The sequence below is a fragment of the Nannocystis sp. RBIL2 genome, from assembly GCF_026626745.1.
GTDB lineage: Bacteria > Myxococcota_A > Polyangia > Nannocystales > Nannocystaceae > Nannocystis.
Genome location: NZ_JAPNJW010000001.1, coordinates 3,648,101 through 3,665,228 on the forward strand (window position 1 = coordinate 3,648,101; position 17,128 = coordinate 3,665,228).

16 protein-coding genes are annotated in these 17,128 nt (G+C 72.2%); 7 read left to right on the plus strand and 9 right to left on the minus strand.

Going from position 1 to position 17,128, the window contains the following annotated elements:
- The first annotated feature begins 173 nt into the window (after positions 1 to 173).
- The 4 genes from OV090_RS14280 (at position 174) to OV090_RS14295 (ending at position 4,089) form a co-directional block, all read left to right on the plus strand.
- On the plus strand, positions 174 to 2,885 hold the full coding sequence (locus tag OV090_RS14280) for a hypothetical protein (RefSeq protein WP_267704178.1): 2,712 nt from the start codon (positions 174 to 176) through the stop codon (positions 2,883 to 2,885).
- A 282-nt stretch (positions 2,886 to 3,167) separates the two neighbouring features.
- Positions 3,168 to 3,416 carry a hypothetical protein gene (locus OV090_RS14285; protein ID WP_267704179.1) on the plus strand — a complete coding sequence of 83 codons (249 nt, stop codon included), beginning with the start codon at positions 3,168 to 3,170 and terminating at the stop codon, positions 3,414 to 3,416.
- Positions 3,413 to 3,640, plus strand: a complete 228-nt coding sequence (locus OV090_RS14290; protein WP_267704180.1) for a hypothetical protein — start codon at positions 3,413 to 3,415, stop codon at positions 3,638 to 3,640. Before OV090_RS14285 ends, OV090_RS14290 begins: the two co-directional genes overlap by 4 nt.
- A complete protein-coding gene (locus OV090_RS14295; RefSeq protein ID WP_267704181.1) occupies positions 3,637 to 4,089 on the plus strand; it encodes a hypothetical protein in 453 nt (150 codons plus the stop codon). The genes OV090_RS14290 and OV090_RS14295 overlap by 4 nt, the downstream gene beginning before the upstream one ends.
- A gap of 217 nt (positions 4,090 to 4,306) precedes the next feature.
- Here OV090_RS14295 and OV090_RS14300 read toward each other — a convergent pair whose 3' ends face one another.
- From OV090_RS14300 to OV090_RS14315, 4 genes are all read right to left on the minus strand, one after another.
- The gene (locus tag OV090_RS14300; RefSeq protein WP_267704182.1) at positions 4,307 to 4,753 is read right to left on the minus strand and encodes a hypothetical protein; all 447 of its coding nucleotides are present in this window, start codon (positions 4,751 to 4,753) and stop codon (positions 4,307 to 4,309) included.
- A gap of 4 nt (positions 4,754 to 4,757) precedes the next feature.
- Positions 4,758 to 5,699: an NAD(P)-binding domain-containing protein gene (locus OV090_RS14305; RefSeq protein ID WP_267704183.1), complete on the minus strand. Its 942-nt coding sequence runs from the start codon at positions 5,697 to 5,699 to the stop codon at positions 4,758 to 4,760.
- The gene (locus OV090_RS14310) at positions 5,696 to 7,408 is read right to left on the minus strand and encodes a 1-acyl-sn-glycerol-3-phosphate acyltransferase (protein ID WP_267704184.1); all 1,713 of its coding nucleotides are present in this window, start codon (positions 7,406 to 7,408) and stop codon (positions 5,696 to 5,698) included. Before OV090_RS14310 ends, OV090_RS14305 begins: the two co-directional genes overlap by 4 nt.
- Positions 7,409 to 7,501: 93 nt before the next feature.
- Complete coding sequence (locus OV090_RS14315; RefSeq protein WP_267704185.1) at positions 7,502 to 7,837, minus strand: hypothetical protein; 336 nt, start codon at positions 7,835 to 7,837, stop codon at positions 7,502 to 7,504.
- Positions 7,838 to 8,058: 221 nt separating this feature from the next.
- On the opposite strand from OV090_RS14315, the gene OV090_RS14320 reads away from it, so the two are divergent.
- Both OV090_RS14320 and OV090_RS14325 read left to right on the plus strand, forming a co-directional pair.
- Entirely contained in the window at positions 8,059 to 8,970 is a 912-nt protein-coding gene (locus OV090_RS14320) for a hypothetical protein (RefSeq protein ID WP_267704186.1), read from the plus strand.
- 38 nt (positions 8,971 to 9,008) lie between these two features.
- Positions 9,009 to 9,407 carry a hypothetical protein gene (locus tag OV090_RS14325; RefSeq protein ID WP_267704187.1) on the plus strand — a complete coding sequence of 133 codons (399 nt, stop codon included), beginning with the start codon at positions 9,009 to 9,011 and terminating at the stop codon, positions 9,405 to 9,407.
- A gap of 100 nt (positions 9,408 to 9,507) precedes the next feature.
- Here OV090_RS14325 and OV090_RS14330 read toward each other — a convergent pair whose 3' ends face one another.
- Positions 9,508 to 10,527: a hypothetical protein gene (locus tag OV090_RS14330; protein ID WP_267704188.1), complete on the minus strand. Its 1,020-nt coding sequence runs from the start codon at positions 10,525 to 10,527 to the stop codon at positions 9,508 to 9,510.
- A gap of 89 nt (positions 10,528 to 10,616) precedes the next feature.
- Here OV090_RS14330 and OV090_RS14335 point away from each other — a divergent pair, with 89 nt between their 5' ends.
- Entirely contained in the window at positions 10,617 to 11,264 is a 648-nt protein-coding gene (locus OV090_RS14335) for a hypothetical protein (RefSeq protein ID WP_267704189.1), read from the plus strand.
- A gap of 227 nt (positions 11,265 to 11,491) precedes the next feature.
- Here the strand turns inward: OV090_RS14335 and OV090_RS14340 are convergent, their stop codons facing one another.
- From OV090_RS14340 to OV090_RS14355, 4 genes are all read right to left on the minus strand, one after another.
- Entirely contained in the window at positions 11,492 to 13,000 is a 1,509-nt protein-coding gene (locus OV090_RS14340) for a hypothetical protein (protein WP_267704190.1), read from the minus strand.
- 180 nt (positions 13,001 to 13,180) lie between these two features.
- Entirely contained in the window at positions 13,181 to 14,560 is a 1,380-nt protein-coding gene (locus tag OV090_RS14345; protein WP_267704191.1) for a tetratricopeptide repeat protein, read from the minus strand.
- A gap of 10 nt (positions 14,561 to 14,570) precedes the next feature.
- Positions 14,571 to 15,281, minus strand: coding sequence for an NnrU family protein (locus OV090_RS14350; RefSeq protein WP_267704192.1), 711 nt, complete (start codon positions 15,279 to 15,281; stop codon positions 14,571 to 14,573).
- A gap of 30 nt (positions 15,282 to 15,311) precedes the next feature.
- Positions 15,312 to 16,856 carry a reverse transcriptase family protein gene (locus OV090_RS14355; RefSeq protein ID WP_267704193.1) on the minus strand — a complete coding sequence of 515 codons (1,545 nt, stop codon included), beginning with the start codon at positions 16,854 to 16,856 and terminating at the stop codon, positions 15,312 to 15,314.
- Between the last annotated feature and the right edge of the window lie 272 nt (positions 16,857 to 17,128).

The window sequence follows — 17,128 nt, forward strand, 5'->3', positions numbered from 1 at the left end:
CCCGGCGGCCGAGCTGTCCTCAAAGCCAGGAATAACCGCGCGGGGAGCCCCCGCAGCGAGCGCCCGGCGAAACCGCCCCGCCTCGCTCGTCGACGGCGCTCCCGCCAACGGCTCCCCGACCACCTCTCGCGGCCCTTGCGGGGCCTGCCCGCAGGGGGCCATCCTGGACTCGCATGAGCGTGGTCGAGCCCGAGGAGTGGGGCCCCGAGGGGCTGTGCGAGCAGTTCTGGGACATCGACCGCAAGATGCACAACCGCCGGTTCGCCTTCATCCTCGGGGCCGGCGCGTCGGTGCAGTCGGGGATCCCCACGGCCGGCACCCTGGTGTGGCGCTGGCTCGGCGAGCTGCACCGGCGCCTCGCTCGCAGCGGCCTGTCGCTCGAGCGCTGGGCCACCGCCGAGGCGCTCGAGATCCGCGGCTTCTCGCTGACCGACGCGGCGGCGTTTTACAGCCAGGTATTCGCCCGCCGCTTCCGCCAGCACCCCGACGAGGGCTACGCCGACCTCGAGGACATCATGCAGGGCAAGGACCCGAGCTTCGGCTACTCGGTGCTGGCCCACATCCTCGCCGAGACGCGCCACAAGCTGGTGATCACCACCAACTTCGACAACCTCGTCGGTGACGCGCTGTCGATCTTCACCGGCACCGCGCCGCTGGTGTGCGGCCACGAGTCGCTGGCCAACTTCGTCCATGTCGAGCCGCGCCGGCCGGTGGTCGTCAAAATCCACCGCGACCTTTTGATGGCGCCGATGAACCAGGCGGCCGAGATCGCCGCGCTGCAGACGGCGTGGATCGAGCCGCTCACCCGGGTGTTCCGCGCGTACACGCCGATCGTGATCGGCTACGGCGGCAACGACGGCAGCCTCATGGGCTTTTTGAACGGGCTGCCGGAGGACGCGATCCCCGGCGGGCTGTTCTGGTGCTACTACGGCCCCGCAGGCCCGCCCGGCCCCGAGATCCGCCGCCTCGTGGCCCGTCACCGCGGCGTCCTGGTCCCGATCGAGGGCTTCGACGAGCTCATGCTGCGGCTCAGCGCGCGCCTGCGGATCCCCCTGCTCGACCAGGTGATCGAGTCCAAGGCCCGCGCCCGCGTCGACAACTACCGCCGCCGCGTCGAGGAGCTGCAGGCGCGCCTGTTCCCGCCGACGCTCGCCGCGGCCGAGGAGGAGGAGGCGATGCCGGCCGAGCAGGAGCGCGCGGAGCAGGCCCGTGAACCTGTCCCTTCGGCCAGGCCTTCGACCTCGTCGCCGCTCGCACCTTCGGAGTCCGCGAGCAACACGCCCGCGCCGCTGCCCGGCCCTGCCGCCCAGCCCCCGCCCCCCCCGCGCCGCGGCCTCGAATCCGCGTCGTCGGCCCGCCCACCGCCCCCGCGCCCGGACGAGCAGTCATCGCCCGTCCCTTTGATCAAGGCACCCACGGCGCGACGCGACGGCCAGCCATCACCTGTCCCTTCGACCAGCGCCATCACCGCTCGCGTGGACGCCCGGCCCACCCCTTCGCGCAGCTCCCGCGAAGACGCGCGGTCCGACCCGTGGCACGGCTTGACCTCCGAGAAAGCCGGGTCTGCCCTTTCGAGCAGCTCCACCTCCCATGAGGACGCCCGATCCGCTCCCTCGAGCAGCTCTCGCGAGGATGACCGACCTGTCCCTTCGAGCAGCCCTCGCGCGGGCGTCCGGCCTACCCTTTCCAACGACTCGAGCGCCTCCCGGGAGGAGGCCCCGCCTGTCCCTTCGACCAGCTCTAGCGAGGACGCCCGGCCCGTCTTTCCCAGCGACTCTAGCGCCCCCCATGCGAACAGCGAGCCTGTCCTTTCGGGCAGATCTCCCCGCCAGAGCGCCCAGTCTGACCCTGCCAGCCAGTCCATCGCCTCTCGCCGAGACGGCCAGCCAGCGCCTGTCCTCTCGGGCAGCCCGCCCGGGTCGCCTCCCGCCGGCCAGCCTGCCCCGTCCACGCGGGACGTCGACCTCGCCGCCGACCTGCCCCTGCCCGCCCCGAGCGAGCCCGAAGCGGAACATGTCCCTTCGGACACTTCGCTCCCCGGCGCGAACCGACGCGAACCGGCGCGGCGCCTCGTCCGACCTGACGAGTTCCGGCTCGCGGACGCGTTCGCGGCGGTCGACGAAGCCTCGGAGCTGCGGTTCGAGGCCGACGAGCCCGCCGCGCCCCGCTCGTGGACCGCCGGGCCGTTGCAGCGTCTGCCGGCGGCCACGAATTCGCTGCAACGCGCGATGCAGCAGGTCGCCGGCGAGGCCGCCGCCGCCGACCCGTGGACAATCTCCCTCCAGGCCCGCGCCGAGCTCGACCGCGAACGCGCCCTCGCGCTGCTGCGCGCGGGGCTGGAGCAGTTCCCCGGCGATCGCACCCTGTCGCTGGACCTCGTCGAACGCCTCACCGACGCGCCCACCCGACAGTCGGTCCGCTCGGCCCTTTCCACGATCGCCGCCTTGCTCGCGGCTGACCCGCGCGACAAGCTCACCCTGGCGCACCTCATCCTGCTGCTCGCATCGACGGACCAGTTCTCGGCGGCCGGCGATGCGCTCCAGCGCCTGCGCGACCTCGTTCTCGTCTCCGAGCCCAGCGCCATGGAGACCGCCGGCCTCGCCTTCCTCGCCGGCCTGCTCCTGCGCCTGCAGGGCCGCGACGACAGCCGCGCGCTCGCCCCGTTCCAGGTCCACGTCCAGGGCATCTCGCCGATCGTCGGCCTCCCGTTCAACCTCATCGCCGACCTCACGAGCCGCCTCGATCCAGACTCGCGGCGCCTCTACCTCCACCTGGGCCAGCGCCTTGCCGGCTCGCTCACCGCGGACGAACTTGCCCGCCGTGAACCTCGCCTCGCCGAGCTCCCGCCGTCCGACCCGGCCACGCTCGACGTCTGCGCGACGTGAAGCGCCGGAGCGCCGCGGGCCCGGCCGAGACATGTCTTCGGGGACATGTCTCGAAGCCCATGCATCCCCGGCGTCGCCACGCTCCCATGCCCCCGAGCCAGGGCGGGGGCGGACCCCAAAAGCAGGATCCCGGCTTCAGAAGTTCGCCGACCCGGGCTGACTCTCGGGACACGCTCGCTTTCGCCCATCTGCCTGAACTTCGTTTCAAGCACCAAATTGTCGCCTTCACCACATCTTGAAAATGATATTCAAAACCCATATCAATTAACACCGAGAGCACCCATGCACCCCACACGCCCTTGTCAGCGGACTCGCCTCGCCACCAGCGCCATGGTCACGATCGACTCGTGCAGCTGCACGATGATCCACCTCAACGTCGGCGCCACCACCCTGCGCTTCACCCCCGAGGCGTTCGAGGGCGTGTCGGCGTTGATCCTCGAGGCGGTCGCCGAGCTGGCCGCGCGCCCGCCGAGCGACCACGACGGCGGTCTTCCGCTGCACCTGGGGCGGCGCGTGCGAGGTGAGGCGTGAGCGGGCGGCCCGACCCGCTGCTGCTGGCCAGCGCGCCGGGTTACCGCGTCGAGCTCGCCCACGACGGCGTCGTCCACGTCCACGCCGGCCCGCTCAGCTTCCGCCTGGCGCGCGACGCCTGCGAGGCGCTGACCACCACCCTCGCGCGGGCGATGGTGCAGCTCGCGCGGACCTGTCCCAAACGACCTGTCCTCGAGGTCGTGCCCGGCGGAGGCGAGGGGTGACCGCCGGCTTCCCCGCCAGCGAGCCGCCCGAGGCCGGCGCGCTGCGGCTGGTGCTGGCGCTGGCGCTGACGCCCCGCGAGGCGGCCGGCCTGCTCGCGCGCGCCGGCGAGGTCGAGCGGCTGTGGCCCTCGGCCGTCGTCGCGGCGCTCGGCGACGCCGTCGCCGGCGACGAGCAGCTGTGGCGGGAGGTCACCGCGACCCTCGACGACCGGCTCGCGCCATGGCTCGCCGAGCTCGGCGGCCGACCCCTGCGCGACCTGCTCGCCCGCGTCTCCGGCGACGCCGACGTCGACGTCCCCGCGCTCGCGGCCCTGCTGTGGTCACTGGTCCGCCGCCGCCAGCGCGCCCTCGGCCCCCTGCTGGCCCACGTCGTCCGCGAGGTCGAGGGCCTGATCGTCGCCGACGCCGGCCGCCGCGCCCGCGACCTCCGCCGCGAAGCATCGGCCTGACCTATCCGCTAGCTCGAGGACCCTCATCGTCGCCTGCGTGCGCAGTCGCGGGGCCCTCAGAACTGGCGGGTCTCCTCGACCGGACATGTTCTTTCGCTCCTGGACGAAAGAACATTGTCCTTTGGACATGCTCCAGAAGACATGCTCCCGGGACAGCTTCGTCGACGGCGGCTCGGCTCGCCGCCCGCGGTCGCCCGGGTCGCGCGGCCGGCTCGGCCTAGTTCCTGCCCGAGGTGCTCGTCGTCGCCCCGGTGTCGGTGCCCGTGCTCGCCGTGCCGGTCTCGGGCTCGTCGGTGGTCGTCCCCGTCGTCTCGTCCGTGGTCGTCGTCCCGGTCGACGTCGAGGTCGTCGGCGTCCCGGTCGTCGGCGCCCCGGTCGTCTCGCCGGTGGTCGTGCCGGTGCTCGTGCTCGTGTCGGTCTCGGTCCCGCTGCCGGTGCTGAGCGGCGGCTGGAACGAGTCCGATTCGGTCGCCGGCACCCCGTAGACGGCGGTCACCAGGCAGCCGGTCAGGGTCAGGCCGGAGACCAGCAGCGCGGCGGTGCAGAGCAGGCCTGTCCCTTCGGACAGGCTCACATCGCAGTGCGGGCAGCGGCCGGAGCCGGCCCGCAGCAGCTCGCCGCAGGCGGAACAGGGGACCAATCGAGACGAGGGCAACAAGGTCATGACATCACTCCTCACCGGCCTCGCGCGACATCAACGCAGCGACGGCCTCGCCCGCGGGGATCTCGCGCGCGAACGCGGCGGCGCACAGCGTGATCACGGGCGCGTACAGCTTGACCCGGCGGGTGTAGGCGGCGATCCGGCCGGCGCTCTCGAGGCCCTCGAAGTAAGTGCCGCCGATCGACCCGATCTGCTCGAGCGGCTGGTTCTCCGCGATCGCCCGCCCGATCGCCAGCTCGGGCCGGTCGTCGCCGGCCACCGCCGCCATCAGGTCGCCGAAGCCGGCCAGGCCCATGAACGTCTCGTGCTTGCCGCCGAGCGCCACGCCGATCCGCGCCGCCTCGGCCATCGCCCGCGTCGCCAGCATCGCCTGCGCCGCCGGCCCGAGCCCGTGGCCCTGGGCGAAGCCGATCGCGGTGGCGAACAGGCCCACCGACGTCGACGCGAACTCGGCCCCAGTGACGTCGTCGGTGCTGTAGAGCCGCACCGCCGGCCCGCCGATCGCCTCGCGCACCGCCGCCCGCACCTCGGGGAAGCGGCTGGCGACCACGCCCCCGCTCGGCGCGCCGGTCAGCAGCGCGTCGGCCACCAGCGGCCCGGCCAGCGCGCCGACCCGACGACACGGCGTCTCGCTGCGCAGCACCTGGGTCAGGCCGTGCAGGTCGTCGCCGACCACGCCGCGCGAGATGTGGACCAGGAAGTGCCCGCCGTCGAGGTGCACGCCGAGCTCGCGGGCGATGCTGGCGACGTACGGCGACGGCACTGCGAAGAAGATCAGCTCGGCCTCGGCGAGCGCGGCTGGCCCGGAGACCAGGTCGATGTGGTCGGTGCCGGCGCGCTGCGGCCGGCGGCTCCACAGCAGCGCCTGACGCCCGGCCCGCTCGACCGCGTGCGCGAGGCCCCAGCCGAAGTTTCCGCCTCCGATGATCCCGACCGGCGGCGCGCTCATGCCTTGCCTCCCTGGTTGACGATGCTGCGCGCGGCGGCCAGCGTCTCCTCGGTCGCCAGCTCCTCGGCCCACGGCAGCAGGCGGTTCTGATAGAACAGAAGCAGGTTCGGATCTTCGAGGAGCACGTCGTCGCCGACCTCGCGCGCGACGACCTTGGTGTGGTAGTCGCGCCACGCCGACAGCGCCTCGGAAACGATCCGCTCTGGCGACTGCGAGCGCAGCACCGGCCCGACGTGGACCCGCCCCTCGGCCTCGGCCTGCAGCAGGCGGTCGCGCGCCTCGGCGACCTCGCGCACCAGCTGCTCGCGCGGCATCGCCACCTCGCCGCGCCGACGCTGACGGCTGAACAGGTCGAGCTCGGGCGTCGCCCACACGAGGTAGCGGTAGAGCACGTGCGCGACCAGCTGCGTCCAGATGATCACCGTCTCGCGCTGATAGGCCTGGGCGATCGCGTCGCCGAGCTCGCGGGTGTAGCCGGCGTCGCGCGCCGGGTCGACGCTCGGCACGCCGCGGCGGCTGACGTAGGAGCCGGGGTCGACGGGCTTGCCCGAGGGGGAGATCGATCTCCCCTCGTCGTCGACGGGGTTGCAGAACGGGTCCATCGCGTCGCCGAAGCGGACCACCAGCGCCGAGCGCAGCGTGACCAGCTTGGTCATGAACGCGTAGATCCGGTCGACCCGCGAGAACTCGTCGTCGTCGATGATGTAGCGGGCCGCGCCCGCGCCCTTGAGGTGGTCCTCGATCAGCGTCTCGGCCTCGAGCACCAGCGCGTAGTTCAAGGTCGCCGGCACGAAGAACACCGGGCGGTGGAGGCCGTGGGTCTGGTTGCGCGAGAACGCCTCGACCGCGGTGCCGGCCAGGCCGAGCTTGAGCCGGCGCTCGATCACCCCCGAGCGCGAGCGCGTGCCGCCGGGGAAGAACAGCGAGTGATAGCCGCGCTCGATCATCAGGCACGAGTAGGTCTTCAGCGCCTCCTTGTAGAGGAGCGCCGAGACCCGCCGGTCGACGCGGTAGGCGCCGAGGTTGTGCATGAAGAAGCTGATCAGCGGGTTCGAGAAAAGATTTTTGCCGGCACCGTAGACCACCGGCGGCAGGTTGGCGCGCAGCAACACGTAGCCGAGCGCGACCGAGTCGAGGTTCGACGAGTGGGTCGGGACCAGCACCAGCGTGCCGATCTGGGCCAACCGGCGCAGCTTGTCGATCGGACCCTCGGCGGAGATCAGCGCGTCGAGCTGGCTGAAGCCGCCGGCCAACAGCTGGGTCGGCAGGCCCATCGGGTTCATCACCGCAGTCAGCACGCCGGGGATCAGGCGCGTCGCCAGCTTGTAGACCCGCGTGTCGAAGTTGCCGGCGATGTCCTCGGTCATGACGCGGCCGATCGCCCGCAGGCTCTCCGTCCGCTCCTCGTCCGACATCTTGCCGAGGCGCTTGACCAGCCGGCGCCACGAGCCGAGCGCCTGATCGGCCTCGGCGTCGCCCTGCGCCGAGAGCCGGCGGATCTCGGCGTGGCCGGCCTCGTTGAGCGCGTACAGCAGCTTCTTCGGATCGGCCGCGAAGTGCTGCTCGACGCGCCTTACCACCTCGGCGATGATCTGCTCGCGCTCGCTGTTGAAGCGGAAGATCTGCGGGTCACCCGGCTGCGGTTTCGGCCCGAGGACGGCCGGCAGACGCAGCGGACGGGTCAGCAGGCGATGCACGAACGAGCGCATGGGCCGGGCGAGCATAGCCGGCCCGCGGCGCCGCAACTACTCCCTCGGCGACCGATCGACTCGCGGGCGCGCGCCGCCGCGAGCGCGGCGCCTTCACCTCGAGGCGAGCGGCTCGCAGAACAGCGAGTAGGTCTCGTTGGTGTAGCCGGGATCGCACACGCAGGTCGGCTTGGCGTCGACGGGCACGCACTGGCCGGCCTCGCCGCAGAAGATCCCGCGGCACACGTTGAACTTGTCGTAGCAATAATCGCCGTCCGGCTCGCACACGCTGGTCGGCTCGTTGCACAGCCCGCCGGGCGCGCAAAAGCCTCCGGGCGAGCCCGGCGGCGGCTCCTTGGGACCCGGACCCTCGTAGCACGCACCGCCGAGCAGCGCGCCCAGCAGCGCCATGCCCAACCACTCGCGAACTCCGTGGCGGCCTGTCGTCACCCGGTCACCGTAGCCGCAAAACCGCGCGCAAGGGAAGACCGGCGACGACGGAGCCCACGAACAAGGACTGCCTGCAGCCGGGCCTCGGGGCCAGGTCGAACCACTGCGGCACCCAGACCCCGCCAAGAAATTCTCCGGTCCGCGCACGCCTCGCGGGACCGGGGTTTCGCGCCCCGGGCGCGCTGTTTTCCTCTGCCGCCGGCCCTGGTACCGTGCCCGGGATGATCGCGTACTCGACCCCGGCAAGGCGGCCTGTCCCGCAGCTCGCGGCGGCCCTGCTCGCCGTCACGCTCCCGATCACCACCCTGCCGCTGCCGGCGCAGGCCGCCGGGGACGTCACGCCGGCCAGCGCCTCGGGCGTGCGCAAGACCGTGCAAGATCGCGCAAAGCCGATGCTGAGCAGCGACCCCGGCGGCGCCGCCGAGCTGCTCCGCACCGAGGCCAAGAAGACCAGCGACCCGATCCTCTTCATCGACGCCGGCGAGGCCTTCCTCGCCGAGGGCGTCGCCGAGCGCGACAAGGCCGCGCTCGAGCAGGCGATCGAGCAGGCCTCGATCGGCATGGACATCGCGGCCTTCCAGCAGGACCCGCGCTGCGACCCGGCCTGGCAGCACCTCGACGCCGGCGATTACGACCGCGAGATGGCCCGCGCCAAGAAGGTCGTCGAGGACAGCGAGAAGGCGATCGCCGACCTCGACAAGCCGGTCGAGGCGCCGCCGCCGAAGGAAGAGCCGAAGCAGGAGAAGGGCACCCCGCGCGACGGCCGCGGCCTCATCGCCGGCGGCTCGCTGCTCACTGTGGTCGGCGTCGGCGGCCTGGCGATGATCGGCGCCGGCCTCGCGCTCAGCAACAAGGCGCAGAAGGACGTCGACGCCCTCGACCCCTCGGCGATCGACTTCGACGCCCAGTTCGCCGACATCGACAAGAAGGGCAAGACCGCCAACGTGGTCGCCTACGCCGGCATCGGCGTGGCCGCCGTCGGCCTCGCCGCCGGCATCGCCCTGCTCGTCCTCGGCGTCAAGAAGCGCAAGGCCTACCGGGCCGAGCACGGCGCCAGCGAGACGGCCCGCGTCCACGTCGCCCCCGCGCTCGGCTACGGCTACGGCGGCCTCTCCCTCGGCGGTCGCTTCTGACCTTCAGGACATTCCCCTTCGACCAGGAACTTTCGGCCATGTCCCTCCGCACACCCGCCGTCCTGACCGCCCTCGCCCTCGCCCTCGCCCTCGGCGCCGCCGCCCCGGCCCGCGCCGCCGCCGCCGCCTGCTCCGACGCCAGCGGCGTGTGCCTGTCCGACGACAAGGCCAAGTGGGAGCCCGACACCTCGCTGTCGACCAAGCAACTCAAGGCCAAGCGCAAGGGCCCCGCCTGCAAGGTCGCGTTCGAGATCGACGGCGGCCGCGGCAGCGTGTTCGTCAACGGCCGCTACGCCGGCACCGCCCCCGACGCCAACCTGTCGCTCCTGCCCGGCAAGCACGACATCCAGGTCCGCGACGGCCAGAAGATCCTCGCCGAGGGCGTGCTCACCGTGCCCAAGGCCGGCAGCCTCCAGGTCACCGTCCGCCACGGCTGAGCCGACCTGGCCTCACGGACAGGTCCCGCTCGCCCGACTCCTGCCCGCGCTTCGCCGTTGACCTGTCCGCTCGGCCAGCCTCGCCCGCGTGCCGACGCAGTCACACCCCGTTGATCGCGTCGACCACCGCGAACAGGTCGCCGCGCTCGTAGTAGTCGACCGCGACGAAGTTGGGGAAGTCGCCGCTCGCCTGCATGCACTCGACCACGCGCGCGTGCAGGACCTCGTAGGTGTTGACCTCGATCGCGTTCATCTCGCTCGGCAGGTCGAGCACGCTGTTGACCCAGTGGTTGACGAGGAACAGCGGGTTGTCGGCGTCGCCGCGGTTCAGCGCGCACGAGAAGTCCTCCGCGCTCATGTACGAGTAGGGCGTGTCCCACGCGAGGTCCCACAGGTGGTGGTACCACGCGGGAGGCGGCCCGCCCTGCTCGGCGGTGACGACCAGGCGGGTGTCGGCCGCGATCATCTCCTCGAGCGTCGGGAACGGCCCGCCCGCGTACACGAACACTTTGTCCTCGAGCCCCAGCGCCGCGTAGTCGGCCGCGATCGCCTCGACCTCGGCGGAGTCCTCGTAGAGGATCGTGACGACCTCGCGCGGGTTGTCGGCCAGGAACGCCGCGATGTCGCCGAGCACCTCGACGTGGGGCGTCTGGCCGTACGTGCAGGAGCCGTGGCACAGCGCCGTCGCGCCGTCCTCGACGCGGACGTCGAGCATCAGCGCGCGCACCCCGTCGGCGAGCTGGACCGCGACGGTGCGCCGCTGATTGGCGACGAGCTGCGTGAACCCGGCGTCCTGCGCCGAGTAGCTGTTGTGCGTGCACGGATAGGCGACCTCGTCGTAGCGGCGCGCGCACAGGGCCACGTGGCCGTTGCACGCCAGCGCCGGGTCCTCGGTGGTCGATCCGCCGGTGACCTCGGTGGTCGCCTCGGTCGGCGATCCGCCAGTCCCTGTCGACGTAGTCACATCGGTGGTCGACGCGCTCGCGCCCTCCCCGCTGGAGCCGGAGGTGGTCGTGCTCGCCGTCGAACTCTCACCTGCGTCGGAGTCGGTGGCCGAGGTCGCCGACTCGCCGGGACAGGCGACCAGCAGAAGGAGGACGAGCGGCGATCGTGGGCTCACCGGCGCAGGATATCCGACGCCCGCCGATCGCTGCACCGCGCGGGCTCGCCCGTCGCAGGCCCTCGCGACAGTGATACGCTGGGGTCACGATGATGAAAGCCTTCCCCTCGCCTACCGACCTCGCCCCCCGTCACGCCCTCGCCGCCGACCTGACGCTCGGCTGCGCCGTGGGGACCCTGTTCGGCCTGCTCGTGGGCCTTTCGGGCTCGACCGCCGTGGCCGCGATCGCTGCGGTGGCGACCGCCCTCGCCGGCTCCGTCGTGGTGCTCCGCGGCTCCGAGACCGCCATCCGCCCCGCCCGCGCCGGCGCCCTCGCCGTGGCCGCGATCGCCAGCCTGGTCTTCGGGACATGGCTTCAGCGCCATGACGCCCTCGGCCCGACCCCCGCCGAAGACGTCGCCGCCTGGCAGGCCGCGGGCCTGAGCAAGCGCGACGCGCAGGTCGTCACCGCCGGCATGTGGACCGGCTCCGCGCTGCAGATGGCGCCCGCCGCCCCGGCCGCCAAGGCCGTCGACAAGAGCAAGCTGACCCCCGCGAAGCGCATGGCCAAGCGCTCGGCCGAGCAGTACTGCGCCGACCTCGAGCGCCGCAAGTACACGCCCGCCGAGGAGCTCAACTCGTGGAAGATGCGCGGCGACTCGTGGCGGCAGGCCGCCAAGTTCGTCGAGACCCTGCCGTGCAGCGTGCGCCTCAAGACGATGAACGAGCTGCGCGCGCTCGCCTGCGGCCGCCACTGATCGAACGGCGCGCGCCGACCCCGGCCGCACCGCCACGAACCCGCGAGCTTCGAGCTCGCAGCGATCGCGGCGTGCGGCCTTCGCCATTCTGCGCACCAGGCGACTCCAGCCTGCGCATCGATGCCGGCGACGAGCCCTCCGCATCGACTCGGCCGCCGCTGCGAAGCCCCGCTGAGCTGGCGGCCGCCGCCGCGAAGCCGGGACCGCCGCACCGGCCCAGGAACAGTTCACAGCCTGCGCGAGCGACCGGCCCGCGGCTCGCCCGGGGCCTGCACGGCCGGGGGGCCACCGCCGTGCCAGGCCGCAGCGAGCGCGCCGAGCGTGCGGAACGCCTGGTCCTGGCGCAGGTCGAGTTGTTCGCGGCCTCGCATGTCCGCGATGTACTCGTCGAGCGAGCGGCCGCCACCGGTGATCGCCAGCGCGCCGAGCATGACGTCGATGATCGCCTTGGGGTCCTCGATGCGGAGGATGTGCGGCTGCGGCAGGACCTCGCCCCACTGGCGCAGGATCACGTCGTCGCTGTAGCTGGCGTACACACCGGCGTCGGCAGGCTGCTCGGGAGGCCGCTCGGCAGGGTCGTAGTCGAACTCGAGGATCGACACCTCGCTGTTGACCCCGGTCTCGCCCTTCTCCGAGATCACGCGAGCGAAGTGCTGAACCTTGCCGTTGATCTCGACCTCCACACGGAACTGCGTGGGCCGCTGGTCTGGCTCATGGAACCGGTAGTTGTGGACGAACACGCGGTAGCGGCCCGCGGGGGCGGAGCCGCGGATCCACTGCACGTTTTCGACCGGCTTGGTCGACTCGCCGCGCACGTTCATGTCGACGTCCAGCCACCCGCCGCACATCGAGCGCTTGTGGGCGTAGTAGATGTGCTCACCCGACGGCGCGATCACGTGGAGGTCGAGGTCGTTGCGGTTGTCCCAGATCAGCGACGCGCGGATGTCGACGCCCTCGTAGCGGCCGCCGGCCTGCAGCACGCGCTGGCGGATCTCCGCGTCGATGTCGGCGCGGCGCTCCGACATCGACTTCTGCGGGTAGATGAGGAACGTGTGGAACTTGTCCTGCAGCTCGCGGAAGATCGTGCGGCTGTCGACGCCGGTCGCGCCCGGCTGCTCGTAGCCGTCGCGGGGGTCGCCGACCGGCACCGGCCGCGCCTCCGGCATCTCGTGGCCGAGCACGCGCCGCACCTGTTCGGCGCTGACCTGCGGATAGAAGCCCTCGTCGCCGAGGAAGAAGAAATAGCCCTTGGCGCCCTGGTCGAGGCAGGCGAGCTTGGTGTGGCGGGCGTAGTAATAGGCCGCGAGCTCGTACGACTCCTGGCCCGAGCCGCCGCCGCCCTCTTCGATCCAGATCTTGCTGAGCGCCTCGTCGAGGCGGTTGTCGGCCTCGAACTGACCGATCTGGATCGGCGCCTTGTCGCCGGCGGTCGCGTCACCGATCGCGCAGAAGCTGATCGCGGCGCCGGGGACATAGCCCTTGAGCTCGATCTGGCCGATGAACAGCGGCAGCTTGGCGTAGATGAGGCGCGTGTCGTCGCCGCGCGAGCGGGTCACGTCCATCGCCACCACGATCGGCGTCGGGTTCATGCACTCGCGCACCCTGCCCTGCGCGTCGAGCAGCGGGTGGACTCCCCGCGCCCCGTGCGGGGCGGCCTCGCCGCGGTAGGTGAACACGTCGCCGCCGCGCGAGCGCGACTCCCTGGCCACTTCGCCGTCGTAACTTCCGCCGCCCATGTCCGCTCCCCGCGCGCGGAGGATGGTCTTCGGGACAGGTCATGCCCGGGCCGCGCGCCGGGCTGCACGGTAACGCGGCCGGCCCGGCGGCTCAACGGGCGCGAACGCGCCGCCGCGCGCCCGTCATGAGATCGCCATCGCTCGCCCTGGCCGCGCCGACGCTCTCACGAGCCTATGAGCTCAGCGGTCGCCTAGCTCGCTGAGCTTGCCGTTCAGGCGATTCACGTCGCGCATACGTGCCATGCCTTCGGCGCCCGCGGTCGCGTACGAGGCGTAGCGGGCGAAGTCGCCGTGGGCGAGGCGGTAGAGGTCGAGCGCGACCTGGACGTCGCCGTGCAGGCGCGCGCGATCGCCGAGTCGCTCGGCGACGTCGGCGCGACGCAGCAAATGTCCGTTGTCGCACACGTCGATCGCGCGCAGGGCCGCGATGGCAGCCGCATGGTCGCGCTCGCCGGTGAGCCGCTCGACCTCGGCCAGCGCCGAAGCCTCCGGATCTGGCTCCTCGCGCGCCAGCAGCTCGTCATACAGCTCGAGCCAGATCCGCCGGACGTCCTCGGCGAGCCGCCGCAGCGCGTCGTGCCGCTCGCCGGTGAAGCCGGTCGCCAGCAGCTCGATCGCCAGCGCCGGCGACTGATCGGTCCACCTGGGCTCGAGGACATGTCCTTCCAGACATGCCTCCGCGGCCAGGAGGCCGAGGCGGCCCACCTCGATCTGGCTGTCTTCGGACCCCTCGGGGACGCGCGCGAGCTCGCGGCGGACCTCGACCAGGACGTCGGCGATCGGCCGCGGGCGTCGGTCCTCGCGGTCGATGGTGGCGAGGCGGATCTGCTCGTCGGCGTGGACGAAGAAGGCGCCGCGGTGGTGCAGCGCGTTGCCGCAGCGGACTACCCCGCCGGCCGCGTCCTGCTGGAACTCGGCGGCGCCGACTTCAAAGGCGCGGCGGTAGTGGCCCAGCGCGCGGCGCAGGTGGCCGCGGCGCTCGTGCAGCCCGGCCAGACGGTAGTGCGCCTCGCCGGGGCGGAAGCAGCCGCAGCGGAGCGCCAGGCGCAGCGCCGACTCGGCCTCCGCGTGCTCGCCGAAGGCGACGAAGATCCGCCCGCGGTTGAGGTGGGCGTCGCCGTACCAAAATCGATGCCGCAGCGCCTGCTGCAGGTCGTCGAGGCCGCCGCGCGGGTCGTCGCCCTTGACCCCGCGCAGCCAGCCGCGCAGGTTCCACGCCTCGGCCCAGTCCGGGCGCCGCTGCAGCGCGGCCTGCACCGGCGCCAGCGCCTCGCCGAGCTGGCCGACGGCGACGCAGGCGTCGGCGAAGTTGTAGAGCGGCCGCGTGTCGTCCGGCCCGGCGGCGATGGCGTCACGCAGCAGCTCGAGCCCCCGACCCCGCGCACCGGGTCGTTCGGACAGGGTCGTGGTCAGCAGCCAGCCGGCGTCGTTGAGCGCCGCGGCATGGCGCGGGTCGAGCTTGAGCGCCGCCTCGAAGGCCGCCAGCGCCCCCTCGTGCTCGCCGCGTCGTTGGCGGCGCTCGCCCTCGGCGTGGGCCTCGTCGGCTGTCTTGAAGGACATAGCCCGAAGTTCAGGAGAACGGCAGCGCCGACACGCCGATCAGCAGCGGGTGGACGGCCACGATCGCGGCGGCGACCAGCAGGGCCACGCCGGCGCGCCACAGGCCGATCTCGCCGGCCACGAACTGGTTGCGACCGGCGGCGATGGCCGCGAACGGGACGATCGAGGTGACCGCCGCGTAGCGCTGCCAGCCGACCGGGTCGCGACGGGCGCGCTTGCGGTCGATGCTGAACATGCCGGTCAGCGCGGGCACTGCGACAGCGACGAACAGCACGAGCGAGGCCGCGTCGCCGTTGGCGGCCAGGTGCGCCGCGGCCCACAGCACGAAGCCCCACAGCATCGGGTGGCGAGTGACTCGCAAGATCCCGCGGGCCGGCGTGGGGGCATGCAGCGCGCGCTCCATGCCGACCGAGGTCGGGTTCGGCGTCGTCAGCGAGCCGACGAGCAGCAGCAGCGCGACCGGCATGACGACCAGCGGCGTCCACAGCGCCGCGTGGCTCGGCACCCACAGGTCGAAGTTGACGCCGGGGGCCGAGGCGCTGCGGTACGCCATCACCAGCGCGACCAGGCCGGCGAGCGACAGCAGGGAGAACATGCCCTGAAAGCCAGGTTCGCGGATCTTGGCGACGATGACGCGCCGCAGCGGCGAACCGGCGACGACGAGATGGAGCAGGATCCACGCCCCCGCGGTGACGATCAGCGCGGTCAACTCCGGCGTCATGCCGGTGACTGTCGCACGCCAGGGCGGGCGCTAGAAGAGCTTCCAGCCCTTCTTCGCGGGCGCGGCCGGGCTCGCTGGTGCGGCGGGCTTGGGCGCTTCGGGGGCATTGACGGGCTGCGGATCGGGCGACGGCACGCGCGGCGCCGAGCCAGCGGGCGGCTTGCGGGGGCCGCCGTGCTTGGCGAGCAGCGCCCGCGCGCGCACCAGCAGCGGCTGGCCGCGCGCCGGATCGACCATGGCGACGAAGCACGCATAGCCGTGGACCGCGGCCAGCACGTCGCCGCCGTTGCCCCACTGCTTGCCGGCCGGACCGTCCTTCTCGATCTGGAACAGCGTCGCCTTGAACTTGCGCAGCTCGTCGCGCGGCACGCTCGGCCGGTCGTTGACGACGATGCCGGTGACCTCTTGCCGGCGACCGCGACGCATCACCCGCGTCTTCTCCGGGTGCACGACGAAGCCCTCGTGCGCGACGATGTCGGCCACGCCGCGCAGCAGCTTGCCGACGCGCTTGCTCTCGGCCGCTTCGCCGCGGCCGCTGAACGTGAGGTCGTCGGCGTAGCGGGTGTAGACGAAGCCGAGCGCGCGCGCGAGGCCGCCGAGGCGGGTGTCGAGGCGGCGGCACAGCAGGTTGGTGATCGCCGGGCTGCACGGCGAGCCCTGCGGCAGGTAGCGCTGGCCGCGGGCGACGAACCACGTCGTGCCGTCGAGCGCGACCTCGTCGACGTCGGGCTCGGTGCAGACCAGCGCCAGGGCGGTCGCCACCGACTCGCTGTAGCCGAGGTGGCGGATGGCGCCCTTCACCCGCGGGAAGGTCACCGTGGGGAAGAAGTCCTTGAGGTCGAAGTTGACGACCACGTCGGCGCCGACGTGGGGCTTCGCGTTGGAGACGATCGAGCGGCCGGCGACGAAGCCGTGCGCGGCCGGGTCGACGTTCAGCTTGGCGAAGATGTGCTCGAGCGCCCACTTCTGGGCCCGCTTGAGGCGGGGCATCGGCGCCGAGATCAGGCGGAAGCCGCCTGTCTTTTTGGGCAGGAGGAAGCGGCGGTAGTGGGAGACGCGCGAGACCTTGCGGTTGTAGGCGAGGAAGCGCAGCGCCTTGACCTCGACGCCCATCGCCTTGGCCAGCTCCTCGGCGCTGGCGAGGACCGGCAGGCCCTCTTCCTTCAGCGTCTCGAGGTCGGGTGTCTTGTCGGACATGCCCCCGGAGACATCCTCGCCCAGGTAGACGATCTCGCCGCCCTTGCGGGCCGCCCACTTCTGGGCCCGCTCCTGGCGCTCGCGCTCGCGGCGGGCCTTCGTCTCTTTCTGCTTGCGTCGCGACTCGAGCAGCCGGGCCTTGCGCTGCTCGGCGATCAGGACCTTCTCGTTGTAGAGCTTGCGCGACTTCTCGCGCAGCTCCGCCAGCTGCCGCTCGAGCTCGCCCCGGCGCCGGATCTCCTCGGCCGGGTCGTGCGGCACCGTGCCCTGCGCCGGCCAGAAGCCGAGCCGGATCATCTCCTCCAGAATCACCTCTTCCTTGGAGGTGCTGCGGATCCGCTCGTACAGCGCTTCGCGGGATGTCGGTTGGCCGGCCATGTTCTTACGGGGGCACGTCAGGGGGCGCGCGACGGCGAGGAATAGGTGTCATGACAACGGCGAAGACCCGCTACGAAGGCTCCAAGGACTGGACCGCTCAACTCAAGCGGCCCCGGGTAGCTGTCGCTCAGTCGCTTCATGGAAGTCACACCGGAATAGCGACAGCTACCCGATGGGCCGCACAGTCAAGAGCGGGCCAGTGAAGCGTGAACGAGCATTTCGCAAGGACGGCGATCCACCGCCCGGGTTGCTAGGCTCGGCCTTCGCCGTTG